The organism is Microbispora sp. CSR-4, assembly GCF_008033685.1.
GTDB lineage: Bacteria > Actinomycetota > Actinomycetes > Streptosporangiales > Streptosporangiaceae > Microbispora.
Genome location: NZ_VJVX01000031.1, coordinates 1 through 13,314, shown reverse-complemented (window position 1 = coordinate 13,314; position 13,314 = coordinate 1). Strand labels below are relative to the sequence as shown.

Below are 13,314 nucleotides of genomic sequence, written 5' to 3'. Positions count from 1 at the left end.
AGCAGGTCGGCCCCGGCGGGCTGGGTCAACGTCGGCATGCGCACTGCTCCTCGGATCGTTACGGTGATCGGCGGCGCCGTCAGTAGAGTTTTCGCGCCCGCCCGCTCCGGCGGTTGCATCCGTGCCGGGCGCCCGGGCCGAAACAAGGTCAGGGGCACGGAGCCGCGCGCGGGGCCGCGGCGACGACCGGACGGGGTGAGCACGTGACGCGCGAGGGCGGGCCGGCGGCCGGTGAGAACCCGGGTGCCGGCGAGGAACCGGGCTACGGCATCGGGGCCGTCTCCCGGCGGCTCGGCGTGCCCGCGTCCACGCTGCGCACGTGGAACCTCCGATATGGCATCGGCCCGAGCAGGCGCAGCCCGGGGGGGCACCGCCGCTACGACGACGCGGACCTGCGCCGTCTGCAGGAGATGAACCGGCTGATCCGGACCGGCATGCCGCCGGCCGACGCCGCCAGGCAGGCGCTGCGGACGCGGCCCGCCTCCGGGGAGCGGCCGTCGCGGGAGAGGGCTCCCACCACGGCCACGCCGCCCGGGCCGTCGGACTCCCCGGCGCAGGCGCACTCCCCGAGGTCGTCCGAGTTCTCCAGGTCGTCCGAGTTCTCCAGGTCGTCCGGGCTCTCCAGGCCGCCGGAGAGCGCGGCGCCGCCCGCCTCCGCCGCACGCGCGGGCGGGGAACCCGGACTGCCGTCGGCGGTCATGCTGGCCCGGGCGGCGGCGGCGCTGGACGTCGCGACCGTGAGCGCGGCGCTGGACACGGCGCTGGCCGCGTACGGCGTGGTGTGGACCTGGGAGCGGCTCGTGCTGCCGGTGTTCGCGGCCGTCACCCGCAGGCAGCGCGACACGGGCGCCGGGATCGACGTCGAGCACCTGTTCTCCGACCGGCTCCAGGCCGCGCTGGCGCGGTTCGCGGCGCGTGCGCCCTCGCCCGTGCATCCCCGTCCTGTCCTGCTGGCCGGCGCGGAGGAGGAGCAGCACGCGCTGCCGATCCATGCGCTGGCCGCCGCGCTCGGCGCGCTCGGGGTGGAGACCCGCGTGCTCGGGGCGCGCACGCCGTACGCCGCCCTGGCGGACGCGATGCGCCGTCTCGGTCCCGCGGCGGTGTTCGTGTGGTCGCAGATCCGGGAGACGGGCGATCCGGCCCCGCTGGCGGGTCTGCCGGGGCTGCGTCCCGCCTGCCGCGTCGTGGCCGGCGGTCCCGGATGGTGGGACGGCCTGCCTACGCATGTCATCCGGGTGAACACGTTTCGTGACGCCATCTCGGCGGTAATGACCACTCTGCGGTGATTCTGCGCCTTTGATGCGTTTTTGAACCAGCCTTCGGCCCCCATGGTTGTCCGCTTCGAACGTGGGCAGCTATGAATAGGTTTTGAATAGGTTTGTGGCCGAAGGGGGCCCGATGGAGGAGACCCTGGAGTTCCGCCTAGCCGCGGGGGACATCGGAGCGCTCGGGGAGTGCTACCGGGTGCATTCCCCGGCCGTGCGCTCCTACCTGCACAGACTCGTGCCACCCCAGGACGTGGAGGACGTGCTCCAGGTCGTCTTCACCGAGGTGTGGCGCTTCCGCCACCGATTCGACCCGGCCCGGAGCCTCCCCGCCTGGCTGTTCGGCATCGCCCGCAACCGGGCGGTGGACCACCTGCGGGCGCGTACGCCCGCCACGGTGCCGCTGGAGGCGGTCCCCGACCCCACGGGCCACGACGGGCGGATGGTCGGCGACGAACTCGCCGACCGCGACCGGATCCGCCGCGCGCTGGCAGCGCTGCCCCAGGTGCAGCGCCAGGCGATCGAGCTGGCCTACTACGCAGACCTGACCCAGCGGGAGATCGCCGAGCACCTGCACGTCCCGCTCGGCACGGTCAAGGCGCGTACGGCACGCGGCCTGCACCGCCTGTCCACCCTGCTGCGACCGGCGGCCTGATCACGCGTCTTGAACGCGGTCGCGGGGGCAGAGGGAAGACCCATGAGACGCACATCGAAGAAGACGCTGCTGGGCACGGCCCTCGCCGTGACCGCCGCCGCCACTGTAGGCGGCCTGTCCACCGACGCCCGCTCCGGCTGGTACGCCCGCCTGCGCAAGCCCTCCGGGCAGCCGCCGCCACAGGCGTTCGGCCTGGTCTGGACGCCGTTGTACGCCTCGATCGCCTACGCCTCCGCCCGCGCGCTGTCGCGGGCGGACGACGGCTCCCGGCCGGCCCTGCGGCGGGCGCTCGCGGCGAACCTCATGCTCAACACGGCCTGGACGCCACTGTTCTTCAGGGCGCGCAACCCCCGCCTCGCGCTCGCCGAGATCCTCGTGCTCAACGTGTCGAACGCGCTGCTGACCCGCCGCCTTCTGCGCGAGGACCGCACGGCCGGGCTCCTGCTGCTGCCGTACGCCGGGTGGACGGTCTTCGCCACCGCGCTCAACGCCGCCATCGCGCGGCGCAACCCGAAGAACTGAACCGGCCACCCCCCGCACCGCGCCCGGCCGACCACCCCCCGCCGACCACCTCCTACCGGCCTCCCCGGGCCGGAGAGGTGGCCTCGGGCCGTGGTCACTGGGGGGACCACTACTGAGCGGTGACGTCGAGCGCGCGGAAGCGCTCGGCCTCCTCGGCCCGCCGGCACTCGAAGGCGGACAGGATCGTGTCGAGGATCTCGCCGAACTGCCGCACCTGGCCGGGGGTGAGGGGATCGAACAGCACCTGGCGGACCTCCTCGACGTGGCCCGGCGCCGCCTCCGCGAGCGCGGCGAAGCCTTCGTCGGTGAGCTCGGCGACGGTCGTGCGCCGGTCCTCCGGCCGCTTGACCCGCCGCACCCAGCCCTTCTCCTCCAGCCGGGAGACGGCGTGCGACAGGCGGCTGACCGAATACTGGAGCATGGCGGACAGCTCCGTCATCGTCATGGTCCGCCCGGGCGACTCCGAGAGCACCACGAGGATCATGTAGTAGGCGTGCGGCATGCCCGAGTCGCGCTGCAACTGCCGTTCGAGGGCCTCCTGCAGGAGCTGGCTCGTCCGCAGATAGGCACGCCAGATGCGCTGCTCGTCCTCGTCGAGCCAACGGGTGCCGGACATGCGGCCAAGACTACCGGTCGGTCGGCACGCTGATTTGCGGGCGAAAGACCCTGGTTCGGCCGCTCCCGCTGGGAAAGTGTCAGGGGCATGGACGCATACGGGAACATCGACGCCTACTGGCGGGCCGCGAACTATCTGTCCGTCGGCCAGATCTACCTGATGGACAACCCGCTGCTGACCGAGCCGCTCAGTCCCGAGCACATCAAACCGCGGCTCCTCGGCCACTGGGGCACCACGCCCGGGCTCAACTTCTGCTTCGCCCACCTCAACCGGATCATCCGGGAGCGCGGCCAGGACATGATCTACATCGCCGGCCCCGGTCACGGCGGACCGGCGGCGGTCGCCCACGCGTGGCTCGAAGGCACCTACACCGAGCGCTACCCCCACATCACCCAGGACGCCGAGGGCATGCGCAGGCTCTTCCGCCAGTTCTCCTTCCCCGGTGGCATTCCCAGCCACGTCGCCCCCGAGACTCCGGGCTCCATCCACGAGGGCGGCGAGCTCGGCTACGCCCTCTCCCACGCGTACGGCGCGGCCTTCGACAACCCCGGCCTGGCGGTGGCCTGCATCGTCGGCGACGGCGAGGCCGAGACCGGCCCGCTCGCCACCGGCTGGCACTCCAACAAGTTCCTCAACCGGGACACCGACGGGGTGGTCCTGCCGATCCTCCACCTGAACGGCTACAAGATCGCCAACCCCACCGTGCTGGCCAGGATCCCCGAGGACGAGCTGGTCAAGCTCTTCGAGGGGTACGGCTACCGCCCCCACATCGTCTCCGGGCATGAACCGGCCGAGATGCACGGGCTCATGGCCGCGACCCTCGACACCGTCTTCGACGAGCTGGCCGACCGCGGCCCGCTGCCGATGATCATCCTGCGTACGCCGAAGGGCTGGACCGGGCCACGCGAGGTCGACGGGCTCCCGGTCGAGGGCACCTGGCGGGCCCACCAGGTGCCGCTCGCCGGTGTGCGCGACAACCCGGCGCACCTGGCGATGCTGGAGGAGTGGATGCGCTCCTACCGGCCGGAGGAGCTGTTCGACGCCGCCGGGCGGCCGGTCGAGGCGATCACGCGGACGGTGCCGGACGGGCCGCTGCGGATGAGCGCCAGCCCGCACGCCAACGGCGGTGAGCTGCTGCGCCCGCTCGTGCTGCCCGACTTCCGCGACTACGCGGTCGAGGTCAAGGCCCCGGCGGCGGCCTCCAGCGAGCCGACCCGCGTCCTCGGGACGTTCCTGCGCGACGTCATCGCGGCCAACCCGGAGAACTTCCGGCTGCTCGGCCCCGACGAGACCGCCTCCAACCGCCTGTCCGCCGTCTACGAGGCGACGGGCAAGGAGTGGGAGGCCGCACTGCTGCCGACCGACGAGAACCTCGGCCCGGGCGGCAGGGTCATGGAGGTGCTCAGCGAGCACCAGTGCCAGGGCTGGCTGGAGGGCTACCTGCTCACCGGCCGGCACGGGCTGTTCAACTGCTACGAGGCGTTCATCCACATCGTGGACGCGATGTTCAACCAGCACGCCAAGTGGCTGGAGTCCTCCCGCAAGATCCCCTGGCGCCGGCCGGTCGCCTCGCTCAACTACCTGCTGTCGTCGCACGTCTGGCGCCAGGACCACAACGGCTTCAGCCACCAGGACCCCGGCTTCCTCGACGTCGTCGCCAACAAGAAGGCCGAGGTCGTCCGCGTCTACCTGCCGCCGGACGCCAACACCCTGCTGTCGGTCGCCGACCACTGCCTGCGCTCGCGCGACTACGTCAACGTCGTCGTCGCCGGCAAGCAGCCCGTGCTCGACCTGATGAGCATGGACGAGGCCGTCGTCCACTGCACCCGCGGGCTGGGCATCCTGCCCTGGGCGTCCACCGACGAGGGCACCGACCCCGACGTCGTGCTCGCCTGCGCCGGCGACGTGCCCACGCTGGAGACCCTCGCCGCCGCCGCGCTGCTCCGCGAGCACCTGCCCGAGCTGCGGATCCGCGTGGTCAACGTGGTCGACCTCATGCGGCTGCAGCCCGCCTCCGAGCACCCGCACGGCCTGCCCGACGCCGAGTTCGACGCGCTGTTCACCACGGACAAGCCGATCATCTTCGACTTCCACGGCTATCCGTGGCTGATCCACCGCCTGACCTACCGCCGTACGGGGCACGACAACCTGCACGTGCGCGGCTACAAGGAGGAGGGCACCACGACCACGCCGTTCGACATGGCGATGCTCAACGACATCGACCGCTTCCATCTGGTGATGGACGTGATCGACCGGGTGCCCGGCCTGGGCAGCCGTGCGGCCCACCTGCGCCAGCGCATGGCCGACGCCCGCCTGCGCGCCCGCGCCCACACCCGCGACTTCGGCGAGGACCCCGCCGAGATCCGCGACTGGACCTGGCCCTGTTAGATCGTGTTCACGGAGGGACGACCCGTCTCCGGCCGCCGGCCCGGCACGGAAGATCACGCGGGGGCGGCGGATGCGCGCCATTATTGGGCGGCGTCACCGGTAGCATCGGATGCGACCGGAGCCGTCGCCTCGCGTGCGCGCGGCCCCCGAGATCCATGCGCCGAACCTGTCCTAAGGAGCCACCGTGTCCGCCGCCCTTGAGATACGCATCACCCTCGCCGGAGCCGAGCGCGTGGTGGCGGCGGGGACGACGGCCGGGGAGGCGCTCGGCGCCGACGGCAGGTCGGTGATCGCCGCCCGGATCAACGGCGAGCTGCGCGACCTGGCCACCGAGGTCGCCGAGGGCGACGTGGTCGAGCCGGTCGCGATCGACAGCCCCGACGGCCGCGCCATCCTGCGCCACTCCACCGCGCACGTCATGGCCCAGGCCGTCCAGGAGATCTTCCCCGAGGCGAAGCTCGGCATCGGCCCGCCGGTCGAGAACGGCTTCTACTACGACTTCGACGTCCGGGAGCCGTTCACCCCCGACGACCTCAAGCGCATCGAGAAGCGCATGCGCGAGATCGTCAAGCAGGGGCAGACCTTCCGCCGCCGCCCGGTGGGCGACGACGAGGCCCGCGAGGAGCTCGCCGCCGAGCCGTACAAGCTGGAGCTGATCGGGCTCAAGGGCGGCGCGGCCGAGTCCACCGAGGGCGCGAACGTCGAGGTCGGCGGCGGCCAGCTCACCATCTACGACAACCTCGACCCCAAGACGGGCGAGCTGTGCTGGAAGGACCTGTGCCGCGGGCCCCACCTGCCCAGCACCCGGGTCATCCCGGCCTTCAAGCTCATGCGGTCCGGCGGCGCCTACTGGCGGGGCAGCGAGAAGAACCCGCAGCTCCAGCGCATCTACGGCACCGCCTGGGAGTCGCGGGAGAAGCAGGACGAATACCTCCACCTCCTGGAGGAGGCCGAGAAGCGCGACCACCGCAAGCTGGGCGCCGAGCTCGACCTGTTCTCGTTCCCCGACGAGCTGGGCTCCGGCCTGCCGGTGTTCCACCCCAAGGGCGGCGTGATCCGCCGGGTGATGGAGGACTACTCCCGCCGCCGGCACGAGGAGGCGGGCTACTCCTTCGTCAACACCCCGCACATCACGAAGGACAACCTGTACAAGATCTCCGGCCACCTCGACTGGTACGCCGACGGCATGTTCCCTCCCATGGAGCTGGAGGGCGCGCGCTACTACCTCAAGCCGATGAACTGCCCGATGCACAACCTGATCTTCAGGGCGCGCGGGCGGTCCTACCGTGAGCTGCCGCTGCGGCTGTTCGAGTTCGGCACGGTCTACCGCTACGAGAAGTCGGGCGTCGTGCACGGCCTCACCCGCGTACGCGGCCTGACCCAGGACGACGCGCACATCTACTGCACCCGCGAGCAGATGCGCGATGAGCTCACCTCGCTGCTGCGCTTCGTGCTCGACCTGCTGCGCGACTACGGCCTGGAGGACTTCTACCTGGAGCTGTCCACCAAGGACCCGGAGAAGTTCGTCGGCTCCGACGAGACCTGGGAGGAGGCCACCCAGACCCTGCGGGAGGTGGCCGAGTCCGAGAAGCTGGAGCTGGTCCTCGACCCGGGCGGCGCGGCCTTCTACGGCCCCAAGATCTCGGTGCAGGCCCGGGACGCGATCGGCCGGTCGTGGCAGATGTCGACCATCCAGCTCGACTTCAACCTGCCGGAGCGCTTCGGGCTGGAATACCAGGCCCCCGACGGCACCCGGCAGCGGCCCGTCATGATCCACCGGGCGCTGTTCGGCTCGATCGAGCGTTTCTTCGGCGTGCTGGTCGAGCACTATGCGGGCGCGTTCCCCGCGTGGCTCGCCCCGGTGCAGGTCGTCGGCATCCCGATCGCCGACGCCCACGTGCCCTACCTGCAGGACGTCGCCAAGCGGCTGCGCGAGCACGGCATCCGGGTCGAGGTCGACGAGAGCGACGACCGCATGCAGAAGAAGATCCGCAACGCCCAGAAGGCGAAGGTGCCCTACATGCTCCTCGCGGGCGACGACGACATCGCCGCGGGCGCGGTCTCGTTCCGCTACCGCAGCGGCGAGCAGAAGAACGCCGTGCCGATCGACCAGGCGATCGAGGAGATCGTGGACGCCGTCCGCCGCCGCGTCCAGGTCTGACCGCTCACACGGAGAACGCGGGGGCCCCACCCGGGGCTCCCGCGTTCGCGTTGCCGGCAGGGACGGCCAGTACGGCCAGGGGGTCTCCCGGCGCGCGCCAGAGGCGTCCCCGGGGCCGGGGACGGTCATGGCCCGGGGCGTCTCAGGGGCGGCCGGCTCAGGACGCCTGGGCGGCCTCGGCGGGGGAGTCCTCACCAGGGAGACGGACGTCGTCGACGGTCACGTTGACCTCGACCACGTGCATGCCGAGCATCCGGCTCACCGAGCGGGCGACGTTGACCTTGACCTCGGTGGCGACGTCCATCACCACGTGGCCGTACACGATGACGATGGTCACGTCGATGGAGACCTGCTGATCCTGGATCTTGGCTGCCACGCCCTGCGTCGCCCGCTTGGAGCCCACGCCGATGCGGTCGCGTACGGATTCAAAGGCGCGTTCGAGGTCGCCGCCCAGGTCGGCGACGCCGGGGATCTCCAGGGCGGCCAGCGCGGCGACCTTCTCCACGACCTCGTCGGCGACCTTGATCCGGCCCTTGAGCACGTTGGCGGTCGGCGCCTCGGGCCTCGGCGTCGGCGCGGACGGCTCAGGCTCCGGCCTCGGCTCCGCCCGATCGGCCGCCGCTTCCGCCGGCACGTCGGCCGGGTCGCCGAGGCTCTCCCCGGCGTACGCGCCGGTCGGCTCTTCCACTCGCTCCTCGACGACTGCGGCCTCGCTCATGTGACGGCTCCTCGGGGGTCTGGGCGTCCGGCAGGTGCATTCTGCCCCATGATCGAGCAGGTCGTCCGGCCTCCGCGGATATCGGTCGCGGCCCTGGCGCAACCCGGCCGGTGAGAGGAGATCCGCGAGGTCATATGCTGCTGCCGGTGTCGTTTTTCGCGCACAGCACCGTGCAGATCGGTGCCGGTGCACGTGCCGCCGGCGCGGAGGCGGCGGCGCCGTGAACAACGGCGGCGCCGTGAACAACAGCAGCACCGGGGACAACGGGAGCGGAGGAGATCGCGGACGTGGACTCAGAGCCGATCGAGCAGGCGGGCGCCGGGATTCCCGACAGCTTCCAGCGCCTGTGGACCCCGCACCGGATGGCCTACATCAAGGGCGAGAACAAGCCCAGCGGCTCCGGCGCGGATGACGGCTGCCCGTTCTGCGAGATTCCCAAGCTCTCCGACGAGGACGGCCTGATCGTGGCCAGGGGCTCGGCCGTGTTCGCCGTGCTCAACCTCTATCCGTACAACTCGGGGCACCTGATGGTCTGCCCCTACCGGCACGTGTCCGACTACGCCGACCTCGACGGGCCCGAGACGGCGGAGCTGGCCGAGTTCACCAAGCGCGCGACGCAGGCGCTGCGCAAGGCGAGCGGGGCGCAGGGCTTCAACGTCGGCATGAACCTGGGCAGTGTGGCGGGCGCGGGCATCGCCGCCCACCTCCATCAGCACGTCGTGCCGAGGTGGGGCGGCGACACCAACTTCATGCCGGTGGTGGGACGCACCAAGGTGCTGCCGCAGCTGCTGCGCGACACGCGCGACCTGCTCGCGGAGGCCTGGCCCGCCGCCTCCTGACGACTCCCCGGCACCGGCCGGAACCGGCCGGGAGCCAGGGCCCGGACGGCGTCAGGCCGGCGCGGGGCTCGGCGGCGTGCCCGGCGATCCGGCGGCGGCCGGGACGGGCTCGCCGTGCTGCAGGGCGCGGATGCCGGCGCTGAGCACGAGCGGCACGGCCAGGGCCAGCGCCATGGACAGCACCGCGGCCCCCGAGTCGTTGACGAGCATGCCGACCAGGCCGCTCACGAGCGCGCCGAGCAGGCCCGCCTTGAGCATGGGCGCCCGTTCGAACGCGATCGGCAGCACGCCGGCGCTCGCCGCCCCCGGCCGCAGCAGCGCGAAGACGAGGAACGCGAACGCGGCGAGCACCACGGGCATCAGGTTCGGGCTGAGCAGCGTGGAGAGCATCGCGCCGAGCTTGCGGGAGATCACCGGCAGGAACGTGCCGTCGGCCACCTGTCCCACGAAGCGGCCCAGGTGCGTCTGGCTGGCCGGGGGCCGCAGGTAGTCGAGGTAGGCGATGGCCATCACCAGGACGCCGCCTCCGGCGCAGAAGGCGCCCAGCTTGACGATCGACACCCGCTTGCCCGCCACGATCAGCGCGGTGACCGCGATGCCCGGGACGAAGGCGATGACGCCGCCGAAGTCGCTGCCCACCCCGGGCCAGCCGTCGAGCAGCATGGCGAACGCCCCGAGGGCCGTGACCAGGGCCACCGCGAGGGCCTTGCGGCCCGCTCGGACCAGCCGGTCGGCGGCGGCCGTGGTGACGAGCAGCACTGCCGTGGCGAGCAGCGCGAAGGGGATGTTGCCCAGGCCGTAGTAGCGGGCCCCGACCACGCCGGTGTAGCCCATCAGGCTGTTGAGCTGCAGGGGCGTGCCGGTCAGCAGGTCGCCGAGCAGCACGGCCGCGGTCGCCGCCGCGATCACGGTCAGCGGGCCGAGCACGCCCCGCCGCCACGGTCCGGCGAGGGCCACCACGGTCAGCGCCGCGGCGATCGCCGCGATCGAGGCGAAGAGCGTGACCGCGGGCTGTGCCGTACGGGCCCACGGGGTGAGGTTGACCAGGTAGGTCGAGACGGGAATCGAGGCGAGCGCCACGGCGGCGGCCCGTACGGCGGGCAGCCCGTCGCGGCGGCGCAGCAGCAGGAACGCGGTGACGTAGAAGACCACCTGGAGCATGGCGAGCGAGGTGAAGAAGACGCCGGTCGCGTCGCGGATCGTCTGCCCCGCGACGTCGGCGGCGCGCAGGGCCTCGACGCGCTCGTCCAGGGTCCCGTCCGCCGCATGGGTCTCGACCGGCACGCCGACGACGACGGGAGGAGCGGCCACCCCGGTCCTGGCCAGGATCGTGGCGGTGAGATCCGGGACGATGACCATGTCGTCCCGATGGGTGGACCGGGCGCCGAGCGCCCACGCGGCGCCGCTGGAGGTGCCGCTGTCCGGGCCGCGCAGCATGGCGGTCCTGAGGTGGGGGACCGAGCCGTGGTCGGAGAGCCCGGCGACCAGCACCGTCGCCGGTCCGAGCTGCGGCAGGAACGACCCGAGCTTCGCGTCGGCCGCCCGGGCCGCGGCCCGGCGAGCGTCGTCGGACAGGCTCTCGGGCACCTCGCTCATCCGGTCGCCGGAGACGTACGGGGAGATGAGGTCGGGGATCTCCACGGCGACCACGTCGCCGCGCGACCACTGCGTGACCTCGGCGGGGGAGGGGGCGTAGAGGTCCACCCGGCCCTCGCGGTCGGCGAGCGCGAGCGCCGCTCCCGGGCCGACGGCCATCGTCGTCCGCCCGGCCGCGTGCAGGGCCTGCCCCAGCGTGCCCGCGGCGTCCTGCTCGCGCACCTCCCACAGCCAGGAGAACTCGGGGACGACCGCGCCCTCGCCGTCGGCCTTGGGAGTGGGGGCCATGCCGCACGCTCCCCCCACCGCCGACCGCACCCCGGCCGAGACCGTGAGCCAGGCGTCGTACGGGCAGGTGTCCTTGCGTACGGCCCGCACCGACAGGGACCCGAGGGCGGACTCGCCGGCGAGCCGCCAGAGGTTCGGGGTGCCGGCCGGGGTCACGTCGCTCCACATCAGGCCGGGGATGCCGACGAGCACGACGCGTTCACCGGCCGCCGTCGGGACCCGTTCGGCCACCCGTTCGGCCACCCGTTCGGCCGCCCGTACACCGGCCGTGGTCGCCGCCCCGGACGCGAGCCCGGAGGCCGCGGCGGGAGCGGCGGCCAGCACCGACACGCCGAACACGACGGCGACGAGCGCGCGCCTCACCCACGTGTCACTCACCGGCGACCCCCATGTCTTCGTACGCGCAGCCCAGTCGCGCAATCCTGTACGCGCAGTCCCCGTACGTGATCTTGAAAAATCTCGCGACCACGCTACCGGACCCGCTGACGGCCGCGCAGCAATCCGCGACCGGCCCGTTCCCGCAGGCCCCCAAGGGGCACTGCCGAGGTCAGGCCGCCCGGGTGGCAGGGCTCTCGTTGCCGAGGCGGTCGACGGCGGTGACGTAGTAGGTGCCGGGGGCTCCGGCGGCGTACGACGGGGCCTGGGACGCCGGGACGACGGCCACCAGGTTGCGCGCGTCCGCGGTGGCGCAGGAGGCGTCCTTGCCCGTCACCCGGTAGATCCCGTACGACTGGGCGCCCGGCTGGGCCTGCCACGTCAGCGTCCCGCCGGCCGCCTTCACCCCGCGCGGAGCGGCGGGCGCGGACCCCTGGCGGAGCACCGGCGGCAGCGCCGGGCGGGCGTAGTGGCTCTTCACGATCCGGTCGAGCACGCCCAGCGGGTTCTTCACCAGTTGCGCGGCACTGAAGTAGACGTCGCCCGAGATCTCGGGATATTTGCGGTTCAGCGTGAGATGAGCGGGCAGCTCGCCCGCCCTGGTCCAGGCCGGGGTGTCGGCGGTGCCCACCCGATAGAGGGCCTGCCCGATGAAGAGGTCCACGTCGGTGCCCTTCACCGCGTCGGCCCACCACTTGGCGAGCACGGTGTAGTCGGCCGCGGCGAAGCCCCGGGGCCAGTAGAGCTGGGGCATCACGTAGTCGACCGAGCCCGCCTTGATCCACGCCCTGGCGTCCGCGTAGATCGAGTCGTAGGCCGACATGCCCTTGGTGGCCGAGCCCGCCGGGTCCTCGGCCTTGTTGCGCCAGATGCCGAACGGGCTGATCCCGAAGACCGCGTACGGCCTGGCCGCGTGCACCGCCTGCGAGACCTGGGCGACGAGCTGGTTCACGTTGCGCCGCCGCCAGTCGGCCAGCGTCAGGCCCTTGCCGTACTTCTTGTACGCCGCCTGGTCGGCGAACCGCGTCCCCTGGCCGGGGTAGGGGTAGAAGTAGTCGTCGAAGTGGACGCCGTCGACGTCGTAGCGCGTGACGACGTCCGTCACGACCTTGGTCACCCAGTCGCGCACCTGCGGCAGGCCGGGGTTGTAGTAGAGCTTGCCCTCGTGCTTGACGGTCCAGTCCGGGTGCAGGCGCGCCGGGTGCCCGGCGGGCAGCTTCGAGGTGGCCGAGTCGGCCGCCCGGTAGGGGTTGAACCACGCGTGGAACTGCAGGCCGCGCTTGTGGGCCTCGTCCACCAGGAACGGCAGCGGGTCCCAGCCCGGGTCCCTGCCCGCCGTGCCGGTGAGCCACTGCGACCATGGCTCGAGCGACGAGCGGTAGACCGCGTCCGAGGCGGGCCGCACCTGGAAGAACACCGCGTTCAGGCGCCGCTTGACCGCGTTGTCGAGGATTTTCAGATATTCGGCCTTCTGTCGCTCGGGCGGCAGTCCCGGCTTCGACGGCCAGTCGAGATTGTGCACGGTGGCGATCCAGACGCCGCGAAGCTGGCGCTTGGGGTATTTCACGCTGGTGGCGCAGGAGCCCGCCGCGGTGAGCGTCTGCGCCTCGACCTGCTCCCGTGCCGCCTTCGCCGGCGCCGCCGTACTTCCGGCCTTCGCGGCGGCCTTGTCCGCGCCGACCTGCTCGGCCTGAGCGCCGGGGCCGAACGTGTAGGCGGCTCCGACGGCGACGGCGGCGATGACGGTGGTCGCGATCAACGGGCGGACGACCTGTCTCCGCTCGGTCACGTGGCCCTACCTTCTTGAGTGCGAGCGCGCTCCGGTTGGTGTAGAAGATCGGGGTGTGCGAACGAGGCAGGGATGGCTCTCACGCTGGCTGCCCTCGATGGC

Annotated in this window: 10 protein-coding genes; 6 read left to right on the top strand and 4 right to left on the bottom strand. The window is 72.3% G+C overall.

Going from position 1 to position 13,314, the window contains the following annotated elements; all coding sequences use genetic code 11:
- Positions 1-203: 203 nt before the first annotated feature.
- The 3 genes from FLV34_RS22410 to FLV34_RS22400 all read left to right on the top strand — a co-directional run bounded on the left by FLV34_RS22410 (position 204) and on the right by FLV34_RS22400 (position 2,442).
- Complete coding sequence (locus FLV34_RS22410) at positions 204-1,286, top strand: MerR family transcriptional regulator (RefSeq protein WP_147943980.1); 1,083 nt, start codon at positions 204-206, stop codon at positions 1,284-1,286.
- Positions 1,287-1,398: 112 nt separating this feature from the next.
- Positions 1,399-1,920, top strand: coding sequence for an RNA polymerase sigma factor (locus FLV34_RS22405; RefSeq protein WP_142648917.1), 522 nt, complete (start codon positions 1,399-1,401; stop codon positions 1,918-1,920).
- Between the two features lie 42 nt (positions 1,921-1,962).
- Positions 1,963-2,442: a TspO/MBR family protein gene (locus tag FLV34_RS22400; RefSeq protein ID WP_147943979.1), complete on the top strand. Its 480-nt coding sequence runs from the start codon at positions 1,963-1,965 to the stop codon at positions 2,440-2,442.
- A gap of 109 nt (positions 2,443-2,551) precedes the next feature.
- On the opposite strand, the gene FLV34_RS22395 is transcribed toward FLV34_RS22400, so the two are convergent.
- The gene (locus FLV34_RS22395) at positions 2,552-3,058 is read right to left on the bottom strand and encodes a MarR family winged helix-turn-helix transcriptional regulator (RefSeq protein WP_142648919.1); all 507 of its coding nucleotides are present in this window, start codon (positions 3,056-3,058) and stop codon (positions 2,552-2,554) included.
- A gap of 87 nt (positions 3,059-3,145) precedes the next feature.
- On the opposite strand from FLV34_RS22395, the gene FLV34_RS22390 reads away from it, so the two are divergent.
- Both FLV34_RS22390 and thrS read left to right on the top strand, forming a co-directional pair.
- Positions 3,146-5,446 (top strand): phosphoketolase, encoded by a 2,301-nt coding sequence (locus tag FLV34_RS22390; protein WP_147943978.1) that lies wholly within the window; start codon positions 3,146-3,148, stop codon positions 5,444-5,446.
- A gap of 184 nt (positions 5,447-5,630) precedes the next feature.
- Positions 5,631-7,607: a threonine--tRNA ligase gene (gene thrS / locus FLV34_RS22385; RefSeq protein WP_147943977.1), complete on the top strand. Its 1,977-nt coding sequence runs from the start codon at positions 5,631-5,633 to the stop codon at positions 7,605-7,607.
- A 157-nt stretch (positions 7,608-7,764) separates the two neighbouring features.
- Here thrS and FLV34_RS22380 read toward each other — a convergent pair whose 3' ends face one another.
- A complete protein-coding gene (locus FLV34_RS22380; protein WP_142648922.1) occupies positions 7,765-8,325 on the bottom strand; it encodes an Asp23/Gls24 family envelope stress response protein in 561 nt (186 codons plus the stop codon).
- Positions 8,326-8,612: 287 nt separating this feature from the next.
- Here FLV34_RS22380 and FLV34_RS22375 point away from each other — a divergent pair, with 287 nt between their 5' ends.
- Positions 8,613-9,164 (top strand): HIT domain-containing protein, encoded by a 552-nt coding sequence (locus FLV34_RS22375; RefSeq protein ID WP_221889943.1) that lies wholly within the window; start codon positions 8,613-8,615, stop codon positions 9,162-9,164.
- A gap of 51 nt (positions 9,165-9,215) precedes the next feature.
- Here FLV34_RS22375 and FLV34_RS22370 read toward each other — a convergent pair whose 3' ends face one another.
- Together FLV34_RS22370 and FLV34_RS22365 are read right to left on the bottom strand one after the other, a co-directional pair.
- On the bottom strand, positions 9,216-11,426 hold the full coding sequence (locus FLV34_RS22370; protein ID WP_147943976.1) for a hypothetical protein: 2,211 nt from the start codon (positions 11,424-11,426) through the stop codon (positions 9,216-9,218).
- 169 nt (positions 11,427-11,595) lie between these two features.
- A complete protein-coding gene (locus FLV34_RS22365) occupies positions 11,596-13,212 on the bottom strand; it encodes a glycoside hydrolase family 10 protein (protein WP_142648925.1) in 1,617 nt (538 codons plus the stop codon).
- Between the last annotated feature and the right edge of the window lie 102 nt (positions 13,213-13,314).